Source organism: Shinella sp. WSC3-e, assembly GCF_945994535.1.
In the GTDB taxonomy this organism is placed as follows: Bacteria; Pseudomonadota; Alphaproteobacteria; order Rhizobiales; family Rhizobiaceae; genus Shinella; species Shinella yambaruensis.
In genome coordinates, this window is record NZ_OZ000538.1 from 91432 (window position 1) to 113566 (window position 22135).

Here is a 22135-nt window from a genome sequence, read left to right on the forward strand (position 1 = left end):
GTGTTTTAAAGCGGGCGCGATGATTTGCCTTTGGCCCCGGCGGGCGACCTATGCGGTCACCGGCCGCCGTTTCAGGAATATCAGCCGCTTCATGTTGTAGAGGATGTTGGCGAGCCCGATCCTGGTGGTGGCGCGGGCGATGCCGACGGTTCGGATGAACAGGCCCATCCGGCTCTTCTGCTCGGCAAAGACATGCTCGACACGCGAGCGGACCTTCGATTTGAGGTTATTGGCGTGCCGTGTCGCCTCCGGCATCGGCCGCCCCGCTGGCTTCTTGCGATGGATGCGGCTGACGAAGCCGTTCTTCTCCATGAATGTCTCGTTGGCGTTCGAGCGATAGGCCGTATCCGCCCAGACGGTGCGCGCCGTATTGGTCTTGTCGAGCAGCCCCTCACGCCGCCGGGCTCCCTCGTAGGCGGCTGCGTCCGTCGCCATCCATTTGCGGATCAGCCCGTGCTTGCAGTCGATCGAGATGTGGTTCTGGTAGCCGAAGGCGGGAATGGCGATATCAACCGGCGGGAGCGTGCCGTCCGCCTGCGGCTTGGCCTTGGTGAACTTCACCGTCCAGCGAGCGTCGCGGTCCTTGTGTCGGAGTTTGGCGGGCTTGTCCTCCCATGCTTTCGGGATGCGGCCGGCCTTGATGTCGTCCTTCTCCTCCTTCGTGTTGCGTTGCTTCGGCGCGGCCACCAGGCTGGAATCGACGATCTGTCCGGACATGGCGATATAGCCGGCCTCGCACAGCATCGTGTCGAAGCGTTCGAACAGGGACTGGATCGCACCCGCCCTGGTCAACCGCTCCCGGAACAGCCAGATCGTGCGGGCGTCGGGAACACGGTCGGACAGGCCGAGCCCGAGGAAGCGCATGAAGGAGAGCCGGTCGGTGATCAGGAATTCGGTGCGCTCGTCCGACAGGTTGTTGGCCGTCTGGATCACCAGCACCTTCAGCATCATCACCGGATCGTAGGGCGGCCGGCCACCCTGCGGGCCGCTCGTATAGGACAGCGCCTTGTCCAGTTCCGGCCGGAATGCCTCGAAATCGACAACCCGGGCATAGGCCTCGAGTTGATCGCTCAGCCGACGAAGACGATCGTCCACATCGAAAAGTCCCGCATGGCCACGCATCGCTCACCTCGCAAAGCATCAACCCACGGCACAAGGAATCATAAATCCGGGAAAAGGGCGAGGTTAATAGAACCGTCCAGTTGGACTGGTTATGCGTTAAGTCCAAGGCTGTTTCGATATTCGATGGGACTGAGGGCGCCAAGTGATAATTTGATGCGCTTTTCGTTGTACCAATGGATGTAGGCGTCCACCTCGGCGCGGCTGCGCGCAACTTTTCAGCACGGCGCGCGATCTCACCGGCGGTGCGCAGGGCCGCGCCCGTTGCCTCGGTGAGGGCAAGGCAGACGGCCCGGGCGAAGGCCCGCTCGCTCGGGCGCACGCGGCCCCTGCCCCCAAGCGTCTTGAAGGCAGGCCCATAGCGCTCGGCCATCAGGAGCGGCACGGCATAATCCCATTTCAACAGCGCGGCGATCAGCATATCGGCCAGCATCCACGCCAGCGGCTCGGCATCCGGCCGCATCGCGTGGATGGCGCTCACCAGATCCGCAGCCGCAAACGGCGCCGGGCGACCGGATTGCAGCGCATCGTCGGCATGATCGACCGCCGCGGTGAGCCGGTCGTCCCAGGCCAGCCCCAACAGATCGGCAAGCTCAGCCACCGCTTTCGAGGAAAAGGCGGGTTTTCGAACAGAAATCCTTTTGTAGGCCGAAAACATCCGGCCGGCCGGTCCCGGATCGCCGCCAATGGTGGTGAGCAAAAGCGAATCACGCAACGCATGTTCGTCCTCGCTGCGGCCCATCAGCCGGACGGCGACGGCGGCGCATTTCAGGGCCTGCCGGGAGCGCCAGCAGACGGCCCAGACGGGCGAGGTGGAAACGAGGTCGTCCAGCGATTTCAAGGCGATGCCTGCGGCAAACGCAGCGCCGAGGTCGTCCGGCTCGCGGCCGCGCGTCATCGCCCAGCCGGGCAGGACGGCGGGTCGCACGAGGAACGATGCGGGCTGGTCGGCGGGCGAATCCATGATGGTGACCATATCGCACAGGCGCGGTTTGTGCCATATTTGTTGGCAAAACCGCACGGCTCGTTAGCGAGAATAAACGACCGATAAGGTTGCATTATTGTTCGTTTTGTTCTTTATAAAGAGACACCCGGCGCTCCCGGAAAAATCGCCTTCAATCGGTGGAAATTTGCACTTTCACCGGCTGGCAAACCTTGGTACATAGCTAGACAGCCTAGCTAGTTTGGAGCAAATCTAATGGAATGGCAGCTACAGGACGCCAAGAACCAGTTCTCGAAGGTGGTGCAGAAGGCACGCCACGAAGGACCGCAGATCGTCACCCTGCGCGGCGAGCGGACGGCCGTGGTGCTGTCCGCCCACGACTACGACGCTTTGCGCGCCGGCCGGCCAACCCTCGTCGACGACCTGCTCGGCGGCCCGGCATGGGACGACGAGCTCGCCGATGCGGCCCAGGTGCGTGCCAACACCCCCAGCCGCGACGTGGCCTTCTGATGTATCTCGTTGACACCAATATCGTCTCGGAGGCGCGACGCGGCACGCCGCAGGCGGTGTCCTGGCTGCGCTCGGTCAACCCGCTCAGTGTGCATCTGAGTGCGCTGACCCTCGGAGAGATCATGCGCGGCATTGCCCTCAGACAGAAGCCCGATCCGAAGGCTGCGGCCCACCTCGCCGAATGGCTGCGCAAGCTGCGCCACGACCACGGCGACCGCATCCTGCCGGTGACCGACCAGATCGCCGTCGAATGGGGCCGCATCGCCGCGATCCGGCCGCGCGGCGATATCGACGGCCTGATTGCCGCGACCGCGATCGTTCACGACCTGATCCTCGTGACGCGCAACGTCAAGGATTTCGAAGACACTGATGCGTCGGTGATCAATCCGTGGGAGGCGCCAGCATGAGCGGGCCAGCGACAGGCTCGAAACTGCGACACGTCGATCTTCCCGGCCCGGGCGATGCCACGCTCGACACCAGCCCTGCCACCCCTCCTCCCATTGCGGACGCGAGCGCCGCCCTGCCCGCGCACCTCGAACAACTCACCAATCGGGCGCGTGGCTACGTCGAGGCGGCCAGCTCCGCCAACACACGTCGCGCCTACGCCGCCGACTGGAAGCACTTTTCTGCCTGGTGCCGTCGACAGAATCTCGCGCCTCTCCCATCGGATCCGCAGGTCGTCGGACTCTACATCACGGCCTGCGCCTCGGGGACTGTGGGGCGCGGCATGAAGCCGAATCCCGTGTCGACGATCGAGCGGCGCCTGTCGGCCATCGGCTGGAAATGCGCGGAACGCGGCATGGCACTGGATCGTAAGGATCGCGCCATTGCCACCGTCATGGCCGACATTCGCAACAAACATGCCGCCCCGCCAAAAAGAGGCGCTTCTGCCGGAAGATCTGATCGCCATGCTGGAGAGGCTCGATCGCGGCTCGCTGCGGGAGAGACCTGGCTCCGCTTTGCGAAGCTCGCCAAGGGTCCCCTCTTTCGCCGAGTGACTGGCGGGGGCAAGGCTGTCGGGCCGGACCGACTTAACGATCAGGAGGTGGCGCGTCTCGTCAAGAAGACGGCGCTCGCCGTCGGCGTGCGAGGCGATTTGTCGGAGATCGAGCGCGCCCAAAAGTTCGCAGGCCATTCACTGCGCGCCGGTCTTGCCTCCTCGGCCGAGGTCGACGAGCGCCATGTGCAGAAGCAGCTCGGCCATGCCTCGGCCGAAATGACCCGTCGCTACCAGCGCCGGCGTGACCGCTTCCGCATCAATCTCACAAAGGCCGCCGGATTATAGGTGGAACCGCAAATGAGCCGTTCACTCGCCAACGCCAGAAACACCTTCAGACGGGAAACTGCACTTCAACCTGGTCGCAACCGACCCAGGCCTTGGTCAACGCTTCCGTTCCCCATCGAAAGAGCTATCAATATCAGAACAGCGAGAGGAGAGAGCACTCATGTTGAAATCCGTTCTACCGGTAACGCTGCTTCTAGCAATGGCTGGTGGCTTGATACCCGCTCGTGCTGGCGGACCTGACGAAGTTGTTGCGGGTATCTATGCCAGCCACCCTTGGACGGATTTATCTCCGGGCGGTCACGGTGCATGGCATGTAGAACCTGCGGTGGCCTGGGGGCGTGGCGCTGCGGATGCCGGAAAGGCGTTGCTTGTCGGACCGATCACACAACCGGAAAAAGTTGACACGGAGATCGTGGCTTCCGGTGAGTATGAGGCCAGGGTACGCGCTGTCCTTTCCGGCAAGGACGGCGTTACCTACATTCTCAACTTCGGCATGATCGGTGACGACGATGAAGATGACAGATGGCGTATCATGGAGGTGTTTACCGATGACGGCAGATACCTCTCCGAGGTGCTTGCGAACAAATAGCCCCCGATCGATCCTCCCACCGGTGGCACGGCCACCGCAATTCGGCAGGCGAGCGCGGATTGCCGCTCCGGTTGAGGCTGCGAAATAAAACCCGCTCCAGACCCGTTCCCCTTTCGCCGACAGCATCGAGCTTCAGCTCATTTTTTCAGGTTGGGGGTAGTCAATGCGTCTCAAGAATGCCTGCAGTGCCGCCTTGCTTTATACAGTTTATGCGGTCTCGTCAGCGCGCGCGGACACGGCGGCAGACCTCGCTGCCTGTGCCGACGAACGGGTCAAGACGGCAATGCTGCCGATCGAGCAACTGGCCGACGCGGAGAGTTCCTGCACCCGCGTTCTGGAGGATACGGCGAGCGATCCGGACAGGCAGAAGGCTGCATTTTTCCGCGGGCTCACGCGCTTTCTACAGGTGATGCAGGCGGGCATGGTGCTCGATGCCAATGCCGATGGTTCGATTCCGGAATACAAACTGCCGACACAGGAGGACGTGGCCGGCGCCCTGGCCGATGTCCAGACGGCGATCGACCTGGAGGGCCCCCTGAAGGGAGAGGCCCTCGCCCTGCGCGTCACGATAAACCAGACCATCGGGCAGCCGGATGGTGTCGCCAGCGACATCGAGGCGGCGATGCACGCAGCGCCAGCGGACGCGACGCCTTTTGTCCAAAGGGCGCTGGAGACCGAACGCCGGGGTGATCTGGCTGCCGCGCTCTCCGACCTTGATCAGGCTCTCGAGAGGGACGCGCGTTCCGGACCGGCGCTGATTGCCCGCAGTCTTCTGCTGCGTCGGGTGGGACATCTGGCGAAAGCGCTGGAGGATCTGACGGTGGCGATCGCGCTGGGGCCGCCTTACCGGCGGCTTGCGCTCATCCAGAAATCGGAAATCGAATCCCGCACGGGCGATCTGCGGGCCTCGTTCGACGACATGCTCTCGGCGGCTCGTGAAACCGACGACATGTCCACCGAGGATGCCCACGCGATGAATATGGACCTGTTGCTTCGCGCAGGGGACCTAGCTCTCGACAGCCTGAAGGACCCCGCTGCTGCCGAAGGCCTTTACAACGAAGCGGCAAAGCTTTCGCCCGGCGACTGGCGCTGGCAGCTCGGGCTGGGACGCGTGGCCGAAGCGCGTGGACAAAAGGAAAAGGCCATCGAGATTTACAATCGAATCCTCGATGGAACCCGCACGGTCCCGAACCTGCTGGAGCGGAACGATGCCGCCTGGCGCCTTAAGCGATTGACGCAGCCTGTCCTGCAGCGGCGCGCCGGAGAATTTGCGCCCGGCTTCGAGTTCGGTATCGTACCGGAAAATCCGTCGCCCGATGGATTGAAGCGGCTCGCCTTCGTCATCGGCTCCGGAAACTATACCGCGCTGTCCAGCCTGCCCAATGCCCGGCGTGACGCCGCGATCGTCGCAAACCGGCTGGCCGATATGGGATTCGACACGGTCGAGATCGCGGAGGACATCGATAGCAAGAGCATGACCAATCTCCCCGCCTATATTGGTGAGCGAGCGCGGGATGCGGATATCGTGGTCGTGTTCTATGCAGGCCATGGTGTCGAAACCGGTGGCGTCAATTATCTCGTGCCTGTCGATGCTGCCATTGGAAACGAAACGGATCTGCAAACAACGGCGCTGGCGCTGCAGGACCTGACGGCGGCGGCAAGCAAGGCGCGCCAGGGCGCGCTCGTCATCATCGATGCTTGCCGCGACGATCCGTTTGTCGAGGCGAAGGCGGTCGCGTCATCGCGCGGCCTTGCCCGTGTATCTGCGGATTCGGTGCCCGAGCGCATGCCCATGGGCCTTGCCGTCTCTCCCACGCCCGCGGCCAACAATGTGGTTCTCCATTCCACCCAGCCCGGAAAGACGGCAGCCGACGGCAACGGGCTGGACAGCCCGTTCGTGATTGCCCTCCTCCAGACCCTTTCGACGCCGGGCCTGACGATGGACGAGGTGGTCCGGGAAACCGCGGCGCGCGTATCGGATCTGACCGACGGCAGACAGATCCCCACGGCCTATGGCGACGCTTCCTCCATCCGGATCCTGCCCGGCGGCGCACAGCAATAACCGCCCGCCCTTGTCTTTCGGGCCGCATCCGGATGAAGCGGTTGGCAGATGGATATGGAGCGCCGCCGGCTATTCGTCGCTCGATGTTCGAACCACCGAGATGGCCGCGTCGAACATCATGGCGGAGCCGACATGCCATGCGGTGAAGGGAAGCCCCATTCTGCCTTGCACCGTCACCTCCTTGCCGACCGCATCACTCCAGCGCGCGGCTTCGTCATCCTTTGGCGCCAGATGGATATCGCGAAGGACGACATCCGCATGATCACCGTCCACGTCCTCTATAGAAACACATTGCCCATCCTCGACAAAGACGACAAAAGCCCTGATGGACGTCCCGTCAGGGTGTTTGCTTTCGACAATACGCAACTGCCCCGAAATCGTCGATGGCGGGGCAAGGCATTCATTCGCATAGGCCGGTGCGAAGCCCGCCAGAAGCGCACCACCGAGATATCCCATTCTCACAAGCATCCTGCCTCCCGATGTCGCCCCGTCAGAGTACTCGTGCATGGCGCTTCTTGCGCAAGCGCCCCCCGGATTACCCGGCCTTTCGATAGGTGAAGGGCCATACCGGGGCATTGTCCTCCTGCGGCAACTCCCCCATCGCCGCGGGATTGCAGGTGCCGATCGCTGTCAACGCACCGTCAACGCTCCTCTGGAACGGATGCACCGTTACGCCGAGATCTATGCGGTAGAATTCGTTCTGCTCCGCATGATGGGCCAGGAAAACGTTCGCGTCGGCCTGCTGCACATCCAGCTTTCCGGTGTAGGTAATGAACCTGTCGCCGCCTTCCGCATGCTCCTGCAGCTCTCCGGTCTCCGTATCGATCCAGAAAAGAACCGGGTTTCCCAGTTCCTTCTCGGCGGCGGATATCGTCAGGGGTCCGGACGTGCCGACTGATTCTGTGACAGCAACCGGAGCGCAAAGCAATGTTGCCGCATGAATAGGCAAGGCGGAGAGAAAACCGGCTGCAACGATCAAGCGAAGAACACACGACATTATGGACTCCCACCAGGCACCGCTATCCGCAGTCTAGCAGGCGAGACCAAAGCCGCAATGGTTGCGCGCGTCTGCATATGCGAAACGACAGTCGTCTGTGGATCGCTATAGTCTCAATCGTCTCAGACCGTTAGGGAACGGAAAGAGACGATTGAGACAAGCGCATACGCAAAACTCAATGCGCTCACCAAACCCTATCGCAGGGTATCCAAGAAACTGTAAACGAGGTCACCACGATGGAAACTGTCACGATCGAAAATCGCAGCGATCTGGCACAATGGGCAATCGAGCGGGCAAAGGCGATCGTTGCGGAGGAAGGCGGCAATCTTTGCCTTGCGGCGCTCGACCAAGGTGACGAGCAGATCGCTGACGCGGCCAATGCCCTTGGCCAGGCCATCGTCGACGCCCTGCTGGAGGTTTTCGACGGCCTGACGCAGGATTAAGACGGGCCCTATCGCTCCGCGCCATCCCGGTCATTGCCGCACTGGCGTTCCTGCTCGGCTTGCCGGAGGATCTGCTCGCGCTGTTCGTCCTGTGCATTTTTGGCAGCGCCGGCCTGCTCACGCGCAACGCGCGCGGCGCGGCCGGCGGCGATCGCCTGCTGCTGTGCGGCAATGGCAGGATCGACATTCGTGGGCGTCGTACGATCGAGGGCCTGGCTGTCATCGGCGCGCGCCGCCGTCTGCGTTCCCTCTCCCCTGCCCGCTTGCATCGTCGACGGCATCTGCTGCATTTGAATATCACGGCGCTGTTCTTCGAAAAGCGCCGCGATTTCCTTGCGCATGTCCTCGACTGCCTGGCGCTCGGCGCCACTGTCGACCATCCCTTCGAGGCGATCCATCGACCTGTTGGCGCGCGCAACGCGCTCGTCGAACTGTTCGAGCGATAGGGTCACAGCGTTTTCCTTCTGCTGTTTGAGGTCTGTCAGTGTCGTCATCACGTCCGCAAAGGCGTCGCCGGTTTGGCATGCGCCCGTCGCCGATGCGCATCGAAGCGGTTCTGCAACCACGCCGTCGGCGCACCATCTTTTCCCGAGTCTGCGGCTTCCACTGTCACGGCCGCCTTCAATCCCGCCCGTAGCAGGCGCGCTTCAGCGTCACGAGACACCTCCTGCATCTCGGCGCTGGGCCCGAACTCATCGGTCTGCCGGGCCAACTCTCGCTCGACCTTGCTGACGCTCACCGAGGTGGGCATGAGAACCGCCACCATGTTGCCGTCCAACAAGACGGAACCACGGCCCACGCCGATGGCGCTCAGTATCCCTGTGGCCACCTTTTCCTGATCCTCCGCTTGCTCGACCGCAACCCGGAGAAGGACGAACCCCTTGGCAGGTTGGGCAGCGGCCGCAGCGAAGCGATCCGCTGCTGCGATGACCGATGGCTTCGCCCCGGCCTCTTTCAGTGCGATGGCCGTCGCCTGCCATATCGGGGCAAGGGCAAGATTGCCGTTGGCGAGCGTTGCATGATCGGCAACGCCTGCCCGCTTGCGCTCAACACGCTGGTTGACCGTGGCCGACTTCAGATAACGTGGATCGGCGCGGCCCCGCTCATAGGCGCCGGCCTGTGCCTGGCTATAGGGCCGCGTCGCCGCAACATCGGCGCGACGCGTGGCGACCATGGCTATGCCGTGCTCGCGCGCCTTCGCTGCGAACCCCTCCCGCCATGCGTAAAGTTCCGGCTTCGTCAGCCGCAATGCCTTGCCGACATCGTCACGTGCCGAGATCATCGCGTGGACATGCACATGACCGGTACCGGGGTGAGGGGCGGTGATCCAGCGATGACCCGCCACCTGCTCGCTGAGGAAGTCACGAACGGCGTGCTTCATCGCCTCCACATCCGTGCCGGCACGGGCCGAGAAAATCACATGGAAGGCGTTGCGCGGTTCGACGGTGCGGATGTCTGCAGACCAGCCGCGCCAGATCCCGTCGGCAACATCCTTCACCGCTGCGCCACGCTTGACCGCCTCGCCGGCGCTGGTGACGACGTGCTTCTCGCTTCGGAGAAACCTTTCGAGAAAATACCGGCCCGATTTCTCGGAAACCGCGGCGCCGACAACCCGCACCTCGGCAGACACGCCGGCATCCGACATCCTGCCTGCGATATCCGCTTCGGCCTTATCGAGCGTGCGTGCCGGCCCTTCATCCTTTTCGCGTGCCCTCAGCGCGCCGGCGATCTTCCTCGCGGGCAAGCTCGTGACGGCATAGACGGAGACACTTCCATCCTGGTGACGAGAATAGAGAAAGGGTTTGGCGCCGAAGGCTGCATTCAATGCGTCGTGCAGTTCTTCGTCGCTGACCGCGTCCGCCGGCTTGATCGACAGATTGGCAACAGCATCCAGGGCGTAGGGTTCGCGAAACTCCGATACCCAGGCCTGAAGGGCAGCGGCGCGTTCCTCGCGGCTGGCAATTGCGGCCCCGTCCTGGTCGAATATCGGAATATCCGCTTTGCCCTTCTCACCACTTTCCTTCTCAACCTCGCGCGTTCCCAGATAGGTCATCAGGCCGGCGGCCGACGCCCTGCTCGAAACCGTCGACGTCACCTTGATCACCACGGGCTGCGCGCCGGCTGCGATCGCCGCCCGGCTCGTGCTCTCGGCCGACGCCTGTTTCGCGGCGGTCGGCCGACCATCATGCGATCGGACGAAACTCGGCCCCTTGGTCGATCCCCCTCCCCCGCCGCCTTGCCTTTGGAGCTCGTCATCCATTTCCGGGTTCGCGCCCGCACCGAGAGTCCCGACCAAAGCAATGATTTCCCGAGGTGCGCCCTGCGCTGGCTGCAGGATGGCGTCGATGGTCGTCTCATGGGCGGCGACGGCCGCCATTCGGCTTTTCCTGCCGATACCGGAAGGCATGGACAGCGGCTGTGGAGCCTCAGCGGTCAAGGCGATTCTCATCGCTCCTGCCCGCCGGCGACGCTCGTCCTCCTCATCGAGAAGGGATTTCGCCCGCTGCACCGTAAAGCTCTCGATGTCCCCGAGCAGGCCGGACCAGTCATAGGCCATGGCTGCCCCTCCTGCGCTCCTGCCGGCTGATCCGCAGCATCAGATCGACGTCCGCCCGCAGACGAAACACACCCTCAAGGAGGCGACGTAGCGCAGCGTCGAGATGCGGTTCGTAGCCGACGCGGCCTTCATTCATCGCCCGGACCGCCTGGTTGAGATTGATGCCGATGCGCCGAAGCTCCTCATTGGTGCCGCGCAAGGCCAGTGCTTCGGCCGGTCCGACCGGGAGCGGCAGACCGGCCTGGTCGCGAAACAGCAGCCGGATCACGTCGCTGGCGGTGCGATCGTGGCCGCAAAGGTCCGCCAGAGCTTGCCGCTCCTCCGGCCTCAGACGCACCCTGACCACCTCGCTGCGCATCGTCTTCCTTCCTCTTGCCAGGTTGCCGGAGGCGACCCCGGAGCGCCACCCGCGCGAACCTGAGCCCTGCCGGAGGCGGGGCGACGTCGAGTTTGTACCACAAACTTGACTATCCTGCCACCTAAAACAGAACTATATTTTATTCCAAATTCATCATCACAGCACAAACACCCTTGCCGAAGCTCCCACCGCAGCAACTCACCTCCGACGCCACTCGGTCCCGTTAGCAGTTGCCCATTGTTCATGCGATCATTGCCAGTCGCACTACTGGCAATTGCCAATTACCCATTAACCACTGACAGTTAACCCCCATGCGGTTGCTCATTGTCAACGGGCAACTGGCAATTGCCCGTTGGTCATCACCCGTTGTCGGCGGTCAATCATCAATCATCAACGGTGAACGAACAATGGGCAACGAATGCATTGCGGAAAGAGAGACGAGGAAATAACTATAGTTTATTCGCAGAATGAAGGAGCCATCATGATCGTCACCATCGCCAACCCGAAGGGCGGAACCGGCAAGACCACCCTCGTCCGCGCGCTCTCCGGCACGGCCGCCCATGCCGGTAACGACGTCTTCCTGATCGATGCCGACAGCCGCGCCAACACGATGCGCTGGGTCACGATGTCGAAACAGATGGACGTCTGGCCCGACCGGCTGGAGGCCGAAAGCTGCCTCGACCCCAACCAGATCTACAAGCTCGCTCTCCAACATCAGCAGGAGGGCAAAATTGTCTTCGTCGATGTCGAGGGCACGACCAACGAAAACCTGTTCGCCGGTCTCTACTGTGCCGACATCGTTCTGATCCCGTTGCAGACGACCCAGGACGACGTCGTTGCCGGCATGCAGCTGGCGCTGAACCATGTTCCGGTGGTCGAAGAGGATCAGAAACGCAAGCTCCCGACGATGATCGTCATCAACCAGCACGATCTGGTCACCGGCCGCGCCAAGGCGCATGAACCGCTCCGGGAAATTTTGCGCGAAAGCGGTGTCGCTCTGGCCAGCCAGCCGATCGCGCGCCGCGCGTCCTATCAATCGATTGGCGCCGCCGGCACGCTCCAGACATCCGCGAAGCCGGATCCGAAGGCGATCGCGGAAATGGAAACCCTCCTTGGCGAGCTGCTTTCCCTCTACCGGTCGAAGACCAGCGAGGTAAAGCAATGAGCGAGGGCACAGACAGCAAGAACCTCGTCCTCGGATTGATCTCGACGGGCCGCGACCGCCCCGCGGTTCGAGAGAAGGTAGCGCCCGCTGCAAAATCCGCTGCGGAAGACCAGGCGCCGGCACCATCAGCGAAGCCGCCATTGGCGCGCGGACAGCTCCGTGACATGGTGGCCAGGGGCGAAAGCCGCGACCCGGTCGCCGGCAAACGCTTCCGTGACACGGAAAAAGTCACGACCGGCATCCATATCCGCGCCGAGGTCCACAAGAAGCTGAAGATCCTCGCCGCGATCGAGCGGCGGAAGTTCAACTCCTACATCGAGGAGGCGATCGACGACTATCTCGAAAAAATCGCCGAGCGGATTCCCGATATTTCCTGAGCGGGAAAAGGGAGAGCTGCTACGCACTTCGCTTCGCGGCCTCCCCGTTCGCCCTGAGCGCCGCCATCAGCATCGGACCGAGGCCAAATTCACCGCGCTCCGCCTTTCGGGTGAGGTCGCGCAGATAGCCGCCGGGCGAGGTGATATGCTCGGCGCGCTCCAGGATGCAGGCGACCGCAATCGCGGCATTTTCCGGCCCCATCACCTCGCACGCCTCCTGGTAGGCCGACGGACTGACTCCGAGCGCCGATCGGACTGTTACGGCGGCCGTCATCAGCTCGCGCCAACTCTCGATGCGGCCGCCGGCCGCGTAGTCGGCAATTTGCGGGCAGGCTCTCAGCACCAGTGGTAACGGGTAAGCCTTCAGCGGCTCGACAATCCGGTTCGGTTTTTGGCTCGACATCTCGCCCTGCTCTTTTTCAGAGCGAGGTTCAAATTCATGGAAGGATTCGGGTTTTGAATTCTGTATGTGACGACCGTCATGGCTGTCATTGACGTCCGTTTTTTCTGCTTTTACCTGAATTTCCAGACGGTTGATGACTTCCTCGCGGAGAAGCTCCATTTCTTCGAGCACTCCGTCGACATCTTCGCGACGAGGAGAGCGTGGCAGACGGGCCAGGAGCGCGATGTACATGCCCTCGATCGTCGCCCAATCGCCATCCGCGCCCTCGTCCATGGCGGCCGAGATCAGCTTGCGAACGTCGCGGCGGCAGAGCGACAACGCCTCTTTCGCGCGCTTGAACTGAAGACGCTCGGCAGCGAGCCGCTGTGCCAGGCTGGCCAACTCGCTCGCACGGGCGAGCAGAGGCGCGAGGCTGAAGCCGAATGCAGCCTCGATGTCCCCTCCCCTGCCCCGATGTGCATAGCGCTTGCCATTCGGGCTATCGCGGCGTTCGATCAGGCCGGCGTCGACCAACGCGGAAAGATGCCGGCGCAAGGTCGTGCCGGCGATGCCGTGGGCGCGCTGAGACAGCTGGTTATTCGACGGGAAAACGATCAGGCCGCCGCTCTCATCCGAGAGTTCATCGTTCGGATAAAAGCTCAGCAGCGCCTGCAGCACCGTTATCGAACGATCCTGGAGGCCGAACACATCCTTCGCCTCGCCGACGTCGTTGAAGACTTTCCACTTATTGACCGCCTTGCCCGCGTCGCGGTCGGCGGTTTCGAGCTGGCCTCTCACCAAGGCAAGCGTCATCGGCCGCCCATGGGGCGTTGTCACACGTCCAATCTGCATTTTCTTTCACCTTTCAAAGGGCAAAAGAAATCCACTCACCAAAACGGTGCCAAAGACTCTTGACTGTGATTCGTGGAAATGCGATTCTCGACCTTGTCACAGAATACGAGAGAGGCTTCCACGGTTTACCGATTGGGGGCCTTTTTCTTTTGCGATATGCTCCTACTTGTTCTCACTCGTGGCATTTGCCTCGGACGCGGCAAATTCTTCGTAGATATCCGGCAATTTGCGCAGCAGGAATTGCGCAAATTCCCCAGTATGCTTCGTCGGGATCGTCAGCTTCACGGCACGTTTGCTGCTTTGCGCGGTCGCAATTTTGCGCCCCTCACCCGTCTTAATGATCTGTTCCTCGGACGCCTTCTCTTTGCGCACGGAAACGGTTTTCAGCGCACTTTCGAAGCGAGCATCGCTGGAAAGAGCTTGGAAGTTTTCCCTGCTGATAAGCTCGCGCCAACTCGCCTCGTGACCAGGATCGGCCAGCAGCTGCGCCAACGCCTCCCAGCGCGGTCGGCCAATCGACGGTGCAGAACCAATAGCTTCGATCAATTCCGTCGATAGGGAACTGGCAAGTGAGATCATGCCGGACAGAACTCCTTTGGACGAAATGGTCAGGGCGTCCATTATGACTTGCCGACGTACCCCTTGCTGATCGAGGCGCAATGCGAACAATGCCTTCTCGATGAAGGAAAGATCCGCTCTGTCTGTGTTCTCCTTACCCTGTGCGCGGATCAAGTCTTCGTCGGAAAGATTGCGAACGATAGCCTTGACCCTACGGCCGAGCTGCCGAAGCGCTTCGACGCGCCGATGTCCAAAGGCGAGCTGGTACTCCCCCTTCAATTCGGGATGGGGGCGCACCAGAACCGGGATGATCTGTTCGGAAGTCTTAAGCCCTTCGCGCAGTTCGATGAACTTCGGATCGGTAAAGGCATCGAGTCGATCTTTCACGAAAGAGCCATGAATAATCTTCGGTTCAAGCTCGACAATCGTCTCGCCGGCTTCAAGCTGCATCCGCAAGGACTCCGCCTGATCCGCTTCGGTCGCAAGATTGGCGATAGCCTGATTCATTGAATTGAGGGCACCAGACTGAACGGCCGGTTTTACGCGCGGGGACGGCTCCGCTGAAGGCTGAATCGGAGAGAGAAAGTCTTTCAGAGCGTCGCGCCTCTTGCTCATACCGTTCGTCCCCACGCCTGCTTCACCAGCTTCTCAATTTCCCCATTGACGCTGTCGAGCGATTCCATGGCGCGATCGTAAGTCACGCGATGGAAGTTTTCGCGGCCGACTTCGTAGAGCGTCTGCTTGGTGATCCCGGCATCTGAGATCGCGGCAGACTTCAGCACCGCATTCGTCAGCACGCGGTCGCCGAAGAGGCTCTTGAGCAACCCGACGATCTGCCCCTGTGGGCCGTCGGCGGGCTCGTAGCGTGTTACGACATAGCGAAAGAAGTCATACTGGGCATTGCCGCCTGCCTTCTCAACGACGCCGAAGAGGCCGGCGGTCATATGGAGAAACTGCGACATGGAGGCAACATCAAGCATCTGCGGATGGATGGTGACGACGACACTTCGCGCAGCGCATAGAGCCGAGAGCGTCAGATATCCGAGCGACGGCGGGCAATCGAGGATAACGACATCATAATTCTGCTCTACGGATGCCAGCGCTGTCGCGATTCTGGTAAAGAACATCTGCTCTCGATTACGGCTACGCTCACTCAGGACGCGGGGGGTGTCGTGCTCGAACTCTTGAAGTTCGAGGTTCCCAGGAACGATGTCGAGTCCGGAAAAATAGGTTTTCTGAATGATGTCGCTGAGTTGGCGCTGCTGCGCATCGTAGCGGATCGCCCCGTAGATCGTTTCGTTCGGACCGAGGTCAAATTCGGGTTGAATGCCGAAGAGCGCCGACAATGAGGCTTGTGGATCGAGATCGACAGCGAGCGTCCGGTATCCTCGCAGCGCGAAATACTGCGCAAGATGGGCGGCGGTCGTCGTCTTTCCTGAGCCGCCCTTGAAGTTCGTGACAGCGATAACCTGAAGCGCTTCGTTTGCGGCCCGGTTTGGCGAGTAGCCTTTTTTATTCGAACTCAGATAGCGCCGGATATCGTGAATCTGATCAAGCGAATAGAGACGGCGCCCTGCCCCGTTCTTCTCTGCTTCCGGGATGTTGCCCTCGGAATTCAAATGGCGAAGATAGGCATCGCTGATTCCGATTAGCTTCGCAGCCTCGCCGGCCATGAATTTGCGAAGCTCCTTTTGCGCCGTAGGAGGGAATGCGCGCGCACGCAACTGCTGAAGTTGCGCGCTGAGTAGATCGGCGTCAGCCTCGATAAGGCTCGTTAGCGATGGGATCGCCGATGCGCGTGCCTGAAGTTGAGTAGCGACTGATTTCATTATAAACGCTCAATCTGGTGAAATCGACAATTGAGCGTAAAAATGATCCGAGTCGGTGACTCGGTCAAGGAAAATTGAGTTAACAAAAGGTTAACGGATTTTCGACCGAGGAAAAGTTCTCAGCTGAGAACTTTCCGTCAGATTCCGGACGGCCTCAGACAAACCGCCGCGCTTCAAGAGCTCCTCGCGTCATCACCGATGCCACTCTATCGAAAGTTCTCAGCTGAGAACTTTTTCGATTCTTGGCGCTTAAAGTGCCGGAGGCTCGGCAGGCATTTGCCGATGGAATCATCCCCAAAGTGGCGGCGCAGCCGCCCTCTGGGGAGAGGAGGAAGGGGGCGTTGGGGGAAGGAGGAGGAGGGACACCGTCCCTCCTTCCCCCAAGGGAGGGTTCAAGGGAGGGGCTTGCCCTTCCCTTGGGGTGGGGGTGTGAGGGGGCGGGGCTCTGCCCTGCCCCTTCATGGGTGAGTTTGAGAGGGGCTTGCCCCTTTCATTAGCCATGGCGGCCGGTCGAACCGGCTGACGTGGCTACCTTGCTTGCATGAGGACGAGAGGCAACCGAAGTCGCCCCTCGTCCTCATGCAAGCTCGTCACATCGGGTAGAACCACCCATCGTCCTTGACGTCACGACCGAGACTTGCCTCCTCCGCCGGCTCCGGTTCATTGGCATAGGTGTTGAACCGAACACCCGTTTCGACGCGGATCATGTCGATGATGGCGCAAAGGCCGTTCAAGTGGGCGTTCCCAATCTCGATCCGCGGCGGCTCGCCGTCCGCGACGAAGTGCCACCGCCCGGTGCGATGATCGAACCATTCCTTCGTCGCCCAATCGACCGAGATGTCGTTGGCGATAAGATCGATCCCATCCAGATCGTCGCTATCGTGGGCCAGTTGCCGTTCCACCACCCAGATTATCTCACCGAGATCCTGAACGTCGGCATCGGCGTTCAGCGCGATCTCGCGCTCGGCGGCGACGGCGCGGCGCGACGAGGCGATAAAGCCATCAAGTTTCTCCACCAGCTTGTCATGCACGGCGCGGCTGAAGTCGTCTTCGCAGGCCAGGCGGTTTGCAAGGACCATGATGCGGAAGCCGGAGAAACTGGCATAGAGTTCGAGATGATTGAAATCAGACATAAGAAGTCTCCTTTTCGATACTGACGAAAAGGTGTCCGCACCGTTGACGCGAGGGGGTCAGGGACCGCTTTAGCGGCCGCCAGCGGCGGCAAGTGGGGGAGCCGATTTTCCGATGGCGCCCACAGGGCGTCAGCAGAAAATTGGGGGAACCGCTCGTCCTTGACGCCGGAGTGTCTGGTGCAAAATAGGAAGGTCAGTAGAGAGGCACCCGCGGCCCCGACCAGGGGCCGCGACCGAATGGGCCGGGGAGGTTTGGAGGGGGTGTCACACCCCCTTCATGGGTGGGGGTGTTTGAGGGGGCGGGGCTTTGCCCTGCCCCTTCATGGGGAGAGCATGAGAGGGGTGGCTTGCCCCCCTCTTCATAGCGCATTCGGCCGGTCGAACCGGCCGAATGCGCTTACTCAACAGAGAAGAGACGGCAGGCGGGTTGCCCTGCCTGCCGTCCTGTCACCAGCCTGCTCCCACTGGCCTTTCGTAGATTTCGGGCTCCAGCTCACTCGCGCCCTGTGGTCCTATGTGCGTGCTGCAGAGATAGACGGTAAAGCGGAAGCCGGTTTCCTCCGCGATCTGCCGGATGATTGGGCCGAGGCCGTCAAGATCGTCGTCGCTCACCGTCATCGATTCGGGGATCGCTCCCCAGCACCAGATTCCGTTGACGGGATGGTGATAGCCGCCGAAGTCCGGATCTCGGTTGATGTAATCCAGCAGATGCCACGGGAAGGAGCCTCGTCCACCGCACTCAAGATCGCTCAGGCATTCTCCGAGCAGGTCGTACAGGCCATCCTGCACCACCATGTCGCACTCCATCCGTGCGAACGTTTCGTATTCCATCGCACGGCTACACGTCTTCGCGTGCATGTCGAGCACATCGATCAAGCGATCATGGACGACCCGTGCAAATCGCGATGTCGCCCCCGTCCGGTTCGCGCGAACCAGGAGTTTGAAACCGCAGAGCTTCGTATACACGGTGAGCAAGTCGAGGTTGGTCATAAGTGTCTCCTTTCGTTTTGACGGAAGGTGTCCACGCTGTAGCCCAGAGGGGTCCAGGACCGCGGAACGCGGCCGCTATGCGGCAAGCGGCGACGGCATCTTGTGCAGTCCGCGCAGCGGAACAACTGCACAAAATGTCTGCGGCGCGCTGTCCTTGACGCCGGATGGGCTGGCGTACACTGGAAGTCACAAAGAGAGGGGTAGTCACGGCGTCGACGAGACGCCGTGTCCATATGGATCGGGGAGGATTGGAGGGGGTGGACCACCCCCGCCATGGGTGGGGGTGTTTGAGGGGGCGGGGCTTTGCCCTGCCCCTTCATGGGGAGAGCATGAGAGGGGGCAAGGCCCTCTTTCAAAGAACATACGGCCGGTCGATCCGGCCGGATGTTCTCCCACTTCCACCCCAGAAGAGATTCAGATGAAGGGAAACCACCGCCCCCGGCTCCCTTCCCGCCCGTGATCTTTGCTCGCGCGAAAGGTCACGGGGCGAGCTCGCCGATTAAACGCGTTCAATAAAGGGAGACGGCCGCGGCCGCCTCCCAAGGAATGCGCTGGCCGTCATTCCCGCCGCCCGTCGCGTTCGTCCTGTGCGGCAGTCCATGCCAAAAGCGCATCCTCGCTCCAGAAGAAGCGTTCGACAATAAAGTCGACGTAGAACGTTTCCCCCACGCGGGCGATCAGCGCGGCAAGGTCGCCGAGTTCTTCGGCAGGCACCGCGACCCGCTTCGGATAACCTTCCTCTACGTCATACCAGCGGTTCTTCATCACATTGAATGCCCGACCTGGTTTCGTGAACAGCGGTGGGATTTCGAGCAGCGTCCTTCTCACGGAGAAATCCGCGAAGGCTTCGTCGTCGCTCTCCAGAGGCCCGAGGACGCTGTCGTCATGCGCCCGCTGGCTCTCCGTCGTGCGCTCCAAATAGGCTCGGGCGACGTCGAGTTGCTCCCGCTCCTCACCGATCATCACCTCGATCTCGCCAATCAGGTTGCGGCGGACCTTGCGCGCCACGGCGCTTTCCTTCGAACGGCGGCCAAGATAAGCAAGCCGCAGGAAGCCGTTCAGTGTTGCGATGCGGTCGAGGTGGCCTCGGATAATGTCTTCGATCGTCATGTCTAATCTCCTATCGTTACGATGACGGAGATTGGCCCGGGCAAGTCGTGTGTCGGGTCAAGGACCGCGAAACGCGGCTTGCGGCGGGGGAGCCGATTTTCTGTCGGCACCCTCTTGGGTGGTGGCGGAAAATTGGGGGGACCGCCAGTCCTTGAGGCGATGCGCGCGGCCCGTACAATCGGCCGGCTGAGTGATGTACCCCACGGCGCAAGGCGCCGTGTCCGTTTCCGGCGATCAGCCGGCCCCTTTGCCCGTCTCTCCCTCGCGACGGCTAAGGCTGTCCGCAGCGCGGGCCACATCGCGAGAGGTTCGTCACCCGCATGGGCCGAAACCGCAAGGCGGGTTCGGTGAGCACAGCGAATAGAGCCGTGCCCCAAAGGGGTCGAGCCCAACCCTTCCCTTTTCCAAGCAATGACGGTCAGGAATTTGAGGAAGCAGTTCGTAACCCATGCCGGCCTATCCTGTCTGAGAAAGAACAATCGAGGCTGCAGACAATTGACGAAGATCGTCCCCTTTAACGGCAATGCCAGGAACCGAAAATCGGCCAACGGCAAAGAGCGTGGCGGTTCACCATCCAGCGGCAACTGGCCCAGGCGACGGAAGAGACACAGGCACCGGATGCAATGGGGCTGGGTTATCGTCGCCATTATCGCGGCCGGTAGCTATGCCGCGGAGCGCTATCATATGGGAGACAGGCTTCTGCTCGCCGTCGCTACGCCAAAGGTGGATACGCTCAACGCGTCATTTCCTTTTTGCACCGGGAGCACCCGGACAACCTGCATCGTCGATGGCGACACATTCTGGCTGTCGGGCGAGAAGATCCGTGTCTCCGATATCGACACGCCGGAGCTGAGCCCGCCGCGCTGCGAGGCTGAGCGGGTGAAAGGGGAGTCGGCCAAGCGCCGACTCCAGCAGCTTCTGAACGCAGGACCGTTTTCGGTGGTCGCGGGATGGCGTGACGAAGACCAGTACGGCCGCAAGCTGCGCATGGTGACGCGCGACGACCGCTCTATCGGCGAGGTGCTGGTGGGGGAGGGCTTGGCCCGCCGTTGGGAAGGATCGCGGCGGAGCTGGTGCGACTGATCAATTGGCTCGGGAAACAGCGCGGGCTGCGCGATCAACGAAGCGACGCCAACGTCGACGGACGTCAGCGAAAGCGGCTGACCTCGGTGAACTCCTTTCGCCGGGCGATAAAGGCGCGCAGCAGCGGCAGGAAGAATGCCTTGCTGAAACGGCCGATCGGCGGGTCGGGCTCCAGGTAGAAGGAGTGGCCGACACGATCGGTATTAAACTCGTCGAGGATGATCCAGAGCCTCAGATCGGTGTCGAGGCCGGCGCGGCGTTTCTCGATGGCGGGAATCTCGGCCGAGAAGCGCGCGGGCTCTGGCTGCTTGGTGCTGATCGGAAAGAAGAGCACGAGATCGCCGTCGGATCGGGGAAGGCGAACGCCAACGGCGACCGGCCGCTCTTTCCGGCCCTCGGTCTCTCCCTTGTGCGCTTCCCTCGCCCAGAGGTAGGGATAGCGAATGACGGAGGCGGTCTGGATATCGTCATAGCTCATGACTTCCCGCCCTCGTCCTCGGCCGCATAGGCGTCGACGGCGTTCTCGAAATCTGAGAAAAGGTTATCTGACATCGACTCGATGGTGCCGGCGGATCGCGCATCCGACTGGCGCATCAGTCGCTCGTAGTCGTCGATGTTGAGGAGGACCAGGCGCGGCTTGCTGCGCTGGGTGATCGTCACCGGCCGGCGCAAGGCTTCGGCGATGATGTCACCGGACTTCCGGGAAAGGTCGCTCGTCGTATAGGAACCACCCGAACGCGGCATGGCGCCCTCCTGTAATTGTTGCATTTGCTGTAATATACAGCATCTACAGCATTGCTGTAAACAGACCGTTGCGAGCATGGTGAAAGCCTCCCTAGAAGGGAGGCTCGCTGCCGACGCGGCCCTCCTGTTCGGCAACGAGAACCGCAAGCTCGGCTTCCGCCTGTTCCAGCTCCGCCTGGATCTGGGCGCGTTCGGCCGGATCGCAATGGCGAAGCTCGGCCCGCAATTCCTCAATCGTGGTTACGAGTTCGTAGGTCATCGTCGTCTCCTTGACGTTTGTGAAAGACGACGCCGGGGGTCATGGGGGTGGGCAGGGGTCAAGGATCGCGGAACGCGACCGCCAGCGGCGGCGCGTGGGGGAGCCGAATTTCTGGCGCGGCCCGCAGGGGCGGGACAGAAATTTGGGGGAACCGCGCGTCCTTGAGGCCTGACCGCCAGCATGGCACCCTCGGACGGACTGAGCAGACAATTCCTCTCCGTATGGCACCCCAAAAGCCGGACACGGCTCGATGCCGTTTCCGACTTTCCCCAAGAGGCGAGGGCAGGGGAGGGGAGAGGAGGGGGGCGGACTGCCTAGAGAATGAAGCCGAGCCTTTCGGCGATGGACGGTTCGTATCTCTGGCCCGCCTGTCCCAACATGGCGATCATGTCGGCATGGTCGAGGCCGCGAACCTCATAGCCCTGGACCCTCGCTGCCTCGACGATGCCTTCCAGGGTGGGAAACTCCTCCAGCAGGGTTCCGAGCCAGATTTCCGGTGTCCCGAAATCGTCGTCGCTCTCGAAACCCTGAAGGAAAAAGGTACGCAGCGGCGGATCGTATCCGATGACGGCTTCGTCATCCGTTTTTTCGCCTTTGAGGAGCGTGATCGTGTAGCGGCTCATTCGTAGTCCTCCGATTGAAGGGTCCAGGTCGTGGTCCAGTTTGGATCGTCGGCGGCGGGAACGTCGATCTCACCGCATTGAAGCGCTTCGATGGCGCTCTCGCGATCGTCGGCGTCGAACCTCGATCGTAATCTGGCGCTCGAGGCCGGACTTCTGGATGATAGTCA

Annotated in this window: 24 protein-coding genes and 3 pseudogenes; 9 read left to right on the top strand and 18 right to left on the bottom strand. The window is 61.7% G+C overall.

The window, feature by feature from the left end; genetic code table 11:
• Positions 1-48: 48 nt before the first annotated feature.
• The 3 genes and pseudogenes from AABF56_RS36625 to AABF56_RS36635 all read right to left on the bottom strand — a co-directional run.
• Positions 49-1122 carry an IS5 family transposase gene (locus tag AABF56_RS36625; protein ID WP_272809583.1) on the bottom strand — a complete coding sequence of 358 codons (1074 nt, stop codon included), beginning with the start codon at positions 1120-1122 and terminating at the stop codon, positions 49-51.
• A gap of 89 nt (positions 1123-1211) precedes the next feature.
• Positions 1212-1313: pseudogene (locus tag AABF56_RS36630) on the bottom strand (IS3 family transposase); the annotation flags it as partial.
• A gap of 59 nt (positions 1314-1372) precedes the next feature.
• Positions 1373-2095: pseudogene (locus AABF56_RS36635) on the bottom strand (DUF1403 family protein); the annotation flags it as partial.
• A 222-nt stretch (positions 2096-2317) separates the two neighbouring features.
• Between AABF56_RS36635 and AABF56_RS36640 the strand changes: the two are divergent.
• From AABF56_RS36640 to AABF56_RS36660, 5 genes and pseudogenes are all read left to right on the top strand, one after another.
• Positions 2318-2572 (top strand): type II toxin-antitoxin system Phd/YefM family antitoxin, encoded by a 255-nt coding sequence (locus tag AABF56_RS36640; RefSeq protein WP_272809582.1) that lies wholly within the window; start codon positions 2318-2320, stop codon positions 2570-2572.
• The gene (locus tag AABF56_RS36645) at positions 2572-2979 is read left to right on the top strand and encodes a type II toxin-antitoxin system VapC family toxin (protein WP_272809581.1); all 408 of its coding nucleotides are present in this window, start codon (positions 2572-2574) and stop codon (positions 2977-2979) included. Before AABF56_RS36640 ends, AABF56_RS36645 begins: the two co-directional genes overlap by 1 nt.
• Positions 2976-3857 (top strand): annotated as a pseudogene (locus AABF56_RS36650) (tyrosine-type recombinase/integrase). The gene AABF56_RS36645 and the pseudogene AABF56_RS36650 overlap by 4 nt, the downstream one beginning before the upstream one ends.
• A gap of 160 nt (positions 3858-4017) precedes the next feature.
• A complete protein-coding gene (locus AABF56_RS36655) occupies positions 4018-4446 on the top strand; it encodes a hypothetical protein (RefSeq protein WP_272809580.1) in 429 nt (142 codons plus the stop codon).
• Between the two features lie 163 nt (positions 4447-4609).
• Positions 4610-6508, top strand: coding sequence for a caspase family protein (locus tag AABF56_RS36660; protein WP_272809579.1), 1899 nt, complete (start codon positions 4610-4612; stop codon positions 6506-6508).
• A 69-nt stretch (positions 6509-6577) separates the two neighbouring features.
• On the opposite strand, the gene AABF56_RS36665 is transcribed toward AABF56_RS36660, so the two are convergent.
• Both AABF56_RS36665 and AABF56_RS36670 read right to left on the bottom strand, forming a co-directional pair.
• Positions 6578-6964 (bottom strand): hypothetical protein, encoded by a 387-nt coding sequence (locus AABF56_RS36665; RefSeq protein ID WP_272809578.1) that lies wholly within the window; start codon positions 6962-6964, stop codon positions 6578-6580.
• A gap of 79 nt (positions 6965-7043) precedes the next feature.
• The gene (locus AABF56_RS36670) at positions 7044-7487 is read right to left on the bottom strand and encodes a hypothetical protein (RefSeq protein ID WP_338341964.1); all 444 of its coding nucleotides are present in this window, start codon (positions 7485-7487) and stop codon (positions 7044-7046) included.
• Between the two features lie 254 nt (positions 7488-7741).
• Between AABF56_RS36670 and AABF56_RS36675 the strand changes: the two genes are divergently transcribed.
• The gene (locus tag AABF56_RS36675) at positions 7742-7948 is read left to right on the top strand and encodes a hypothetical protein (RefSeq protein ID WP_272809576.1); all 207 of its coding nucleotides are present in this window, start codon (positions 7742-7744) and stop codon (positions 7946-7948) included.
• 8 nt (positions 7949-7956) lie between these two features.
• Here the strand turns inward: AABF56_RS36675 and AABF56_RS36680 are convergent, their stop codons facing one another.
• The 3 genes from AABF56_RS36680 to mobC are packed head-to-tail and all read right to left on the bottom strand — an operon-like array spanning position 7957 to position 10863.
• A complete protein-coding gene (locus tag AABF56_RS36680; RefSeq protein ID WP_272809575.1) occupies positions 7957-8442 on the bottom strand; it encodes a hypothetical protein in 486 nt (161 codons plus the stop codon).
• The gene (locus tag AABF56_RS36685) at positions 8442-10505 is read right to left on the bottom strand and encodes a relaxase/mobilization nuclease domain-containing protein (protein ID WP_272809574.1); all 2064 of its coding nucleotides are present in this window, start codon (positions 10503-10505) and stop codon (positions 8442-8444) included. Before AABF56_RS36685 ends, AABF56_RS36680 begins: the two co-directional genes overlap by 1 nt.
• Entirely contained in the window at positions 10495-10863 is a 369-nt protein-coding gene (gene mobC, locus AABF56_RS36690) for a plasmid mobilization relaxosome protein MobC (RefSeq protein ID WP_272809573.1), read from the bottom strand. The genes AABF56_RS36685 and mobC overlap by 11 nt, the downstream gene beginning before the upstream one ends.
• Positions 10864-11344: 481 nt before the next feature.
• Here mobC and AABF56_RS36695 point away from each other — a divergent pair, with 481 nt between their 5' ends.
• Positions 11345-12028 (top strand): ParA family protein, encoded by a 684-nt coding sequence (locus AABF56_RS36695; protein WP_272809572.1) that lies wholly within the window; start codon positions 11345-11347, stop codon positions 12026-12028.
• Positions 12025-12405 carry a hypothetical protein gene (locus AABF56_RS36700; protein ID WP_272809571.1) on the top strand — a complete coding sequence of 127 codons (381 nt, stop codon included), beginning with the start codon at positions 12025-12027 and terminating at the stop codon, positions 12403-12405. Before AABF56_RS36695 ends, AABF56_RS36700 begins: the two co-directional genes overlap by 4 nt.
• A gap of 19 nt (positions 12406-12424) precedes the next feature.
• On the opposite strand, the gene repC is transcribed toward AABF56_RS36700, so the two are convergent.
• From repC to AABF56_RS36730, 6 genes are all read right to left on the bottom strand, one after another.
• Complete coding sequence (gene repC, locus AABF56_RS36705) at positions 12425-13639, bottom strand: plasmid replication protein RepC (protein WP_272809570.1); 1215 nt, start codon at positions 13637-13639, stop codon at positions 12425-12427.
• A gap of 162 nt (positions 13640-13801) precedes the next feature.
• Entirely contained in the window at positions 13802-14812 is a 1011-nt protein-coding gene (repB, locus tag AABF56_RS36710; RefSeq protein WP_272809569.1) for a plasmid partitioning protein RepB, read from the bottom strand.
• Positions 14809-16026 carry a plasmid partitioning protein RepA gene (gene repA, locus AABF56_RS36715; RefSeq protein WP_338341965.1) on the bottom strand — a complete coding sequence of 406 codons (1218 nt, stop codon included), beginning with the start codon at positions 16024-16026 and terminating at the stop codon, positions 14809-14811. The genes repB and repA overlap by 4 nt, the downstream gene beginning before the upstream one ends.
• Before the next feature lie 590 nt (positions 16027-16616).
• Positions 16617-17159, bottom strand: coding sequence for a hypothetical protein (locus AABF56_RS36720; RefSeq protein WP_272809689.1), 543 nt, complete (start codon positions 17157-17159; stop codon positions 16617-16619).
• A gap of 447 nt (positions 17160-17606) precedes the next feature.
• Positions 17607-18149 carry a hypothetical protein gene (locus tag AABF56_RS36725; protein WP_272809688.1) on the bottom strand — a complete coding sequence of 181 codons (543 nt, stop codon included), beginning with the start codon at positions 18147-18149 and terminating at the stop codon, positions 17607-17609.
• A gap of 558 nt (positions 18150-18707) precedes the next feature.
• Positions 18708-19259 carry a hypothetical protein gene (locus AABF56_RS36730; protein WP_272809687.1) on the bottom strand — a complete coding sequence of 184 codons (552 nt, stop codon included), beginning with the start codon at positions 19257-19259 and terminating at the stop codon, positions 18708-18710.
• 495 nt (positions 19260-19754) lie between these two features.
• Between AABF56_RS36730 and AABF56_RS36735 the strand changes: the two genes are divergently transcribed.
• Positions 19755-20342 carry a thermonuclease family protein gene (locus AABF56_RS36735; protein ID WP_443021360.1) on the top strand — a complete coding sequence of 196 codons (588 nt, stop codon included), beginning with the start codon at positions 19755-19757 and terminating at the stop codon, positions 20340-20342.
• Positions 20343-20406: 64 nt separating this feature from the next.
• Here AABF56_RS36735 and AABF56_RS36740 read toward each other — a convergent pair whose 3' ends face one another.
• The 4 genes from AABF56_RS36740 to AABF56_RS36755 all read right to left on the bottom strand — a co-directional run bounded on the left by AABF56_RS36740 (position 20407) and on the right by AABF56_RS36755 (position 21968).
• A complete protein-coding gene (locus tag AABF56_RS36740) occupies positions 20407-20820 on the bottom strand; it encodes a hypothetical protein (protein ID WP_272809686.1) in 414 nt (137 codons plus the stop codon).
• Entirely contained in the window at positions 20817-21086 is a 270-nt protein-coding gene (locus AABF56_RS36745) for a type II toxin-antitoxin system prevent-host-death family antitoxin (RefSeq protein ID WP_272809685.1), read from the bottom strand. The genes AABF56_RS36740 and AABF56_RS36745 overlap by 4 nt, the downstream gene beginning before the upstream one ends.
• A gap of 91 nt (positions 21087-21177) precedes the next feature.
• Positions 21178-21345, bottom strand: coding sequence for a hypothetical protein (locus AABF56_RS36750; RefSeq protein ID WP_272809684.1), 168 nt, complete (start codon positions 21343-21345; stop codon positions 21178-21180).
• Between the two features lie 314 nt (positions 21346-21659).
• Positions 21660-21968, bottom strand: a complete 309-nt coding sequence (locus tag AABF56_RS36755) for a hypothetical protein (RefSeq protein ID WP_272809683.1) — start codon at positions 21966-21968, stop codon at positions 21660-21662.
• Positions 21969-22135: the final 167 nt, after the last annotated feature.

What these genes read in the sequence shown, in the direction of transcription:
- AABF56_RS36695 (WP_272809572.1), top strand. Translation starts at nt 11,345, where the DNA reads ATGATCGTCACCATCGCCAACCCGAAGGGCGGAACCGGCAAGACCACC.
- repB (WP_272809569.1), bottom strand. Translation starts at nt 14,812, where the DNA reads ATGAGCAAGAGGCGCGACGCTCTGAAAGACTTTCTCTCTCCGATTCAG.
- AABF56_RS36685 (WP_272809574.1), bottom strand. Translation starts at nt 10,505, where the DNA reads ATGGCCTATGACTGGTCCGGCCTGCTCGGGGACATCGAGAGCTTTACG.
- AABF56_RS36645 (WP_272809581.1), top strand. Translation starts at nt 2,572, where the DNA reads ATGTATCTCGTTGACACCAATATCGTCTCGGAGGCGCGACGCGGCACG.
- repC (WP_272809570.1), bottom strand. Translation starts at nt 13,639, where the DNA reads ATGCAGATTGGACGTGTGACAACGCCCCATGGGCGGCCGATGACGCTT.
- repA (WP_338341965.1), bottom strand. Translation starts at nt 16,026, where the DNA reads ATGAAATCAGTCGCTACTCAACTTCAGGCACGCGCATCGGCGATCCCA.
- AABF56_RS36665 (WP_272809578.1), bottom strand. Translation starts at nt 6,964, where the DNA reads ATGGGATATCTCGGTGGTGCGCTTCTGGCGGGCTTCGCACCGGCCTAT.
- AABF56_RS36675 (WP_272809576.1), top strand. Translation starts at nt 7,742, where the DNA reads ATGGAAACTGTCACGATCGAAAATCGCAGCGATCTGGCACAATGGGCA.
- AABF56_RS36625 (WP_272809583.1), bottom strand. Translation starts at nt 1,122, where the DNA reads ATGCGTGGCCATGCGGGACTTTTCGATGTGGACGATCGTCTTCGTCGG.
- AABF56_RS36745 (WP_272809685.1), bottom strand. Translation starts at nt 21,086, where the DNA reads ATGCCGCGTTCGGGTGGTTCCTATACGACGAGCGACCTTTCCCGGAAG.
- AABF56_RS36725 (WP_272809688.1), bottom strand. Translation starts at nt 18,149, where the DNA reads ATGACCAACCTCGACTTGCTCACCGTGTATACGAAGCTCTGCGGTTTC.
- AABF56_RS36680 (WP_272809575.1), bottom strand. Translation starts at nt 8,442, where the DNA reads ATGACGACACTGACAGACCTCAAACAGCAGAAGGAAAACGCTGTGACC.
- AABF56_RS36720 (WP_272809689.1), bottom strand. Translation starts at nt 17,159, where the DNA reads ATGTCTGATTTCAATCATCTCGAACTCTATGCCAGTTTCTCCGGCTTC.
- AABF56_RS36730 (WP_272809687.1), bottom strand. Translation starts at nt 19,259, where the DNA reads ATGACGATCGAAGACATTATCCGAGGCCACCTCGACCGCATCGCAACA.
- AABF56_RS36640 (WP_272809582.1), top strand. Translation starts at nt 2,318, where the DNA reads ATGGAATGGCAGCTACAGGACGCCAAGAACCAGTTCTCGAAGGTGGTG.
- AABF56_RS36755 (WP_272809683.1), bottom strand. Translation starts at nt 21,968, where the DNA reads ATGAGCCGCTACACGATCACGCTCCTCAAAGGCGAAAAAACGGATGAC.
- AABF56_RS36655 (WP_272809580.1), top strand. Translation starts at nt 4,018, where the DNA reads ATGTTGAAATCCGTTCTACCGGTAACGCTGCTTCTAGCAATGGCTGGT.
- AABF56_RS36740 (WP_272809686.1), bottom strand. Translation starts at nt 20,820, where the DNA reads ATGAGCTATGACGATATCCAGACCGCCTCCGTCATTCGCTATCCCTAC.
- AABF56_RS36660 (WP_272809579.1), top strand. Translation starts at nt 4,610, where the DNA reads ATGCGTCTCAAGAATGCCTGCAGTGCCGCCTTGCTTTATACAGTTTAT.
- mobC (WP_272809573.1), bottom strand. Translation starts at nt 10,863, where the DNA reads ATGCGCAGCGAGGTGGTCAGGGTGCGTCTGAGGCCGGAGGAGCGGCAA.
- AABF56_RS36700 (WP_272809571.1), top strand. Translation starts at nt 12,025, where the DNA reads ATGAGCGAGGGCACAGACAGCAAGAACCTCGTCCTCGGATTGATCTCG.
- AABF56_RS36750 (WP_272809684.1), bottom strand. Translation starts at nt 21,345, where the DNA reads ATGACCTACGAACTCGTAACCACGATTGAGGAATTGCGGGCCGAGCTT.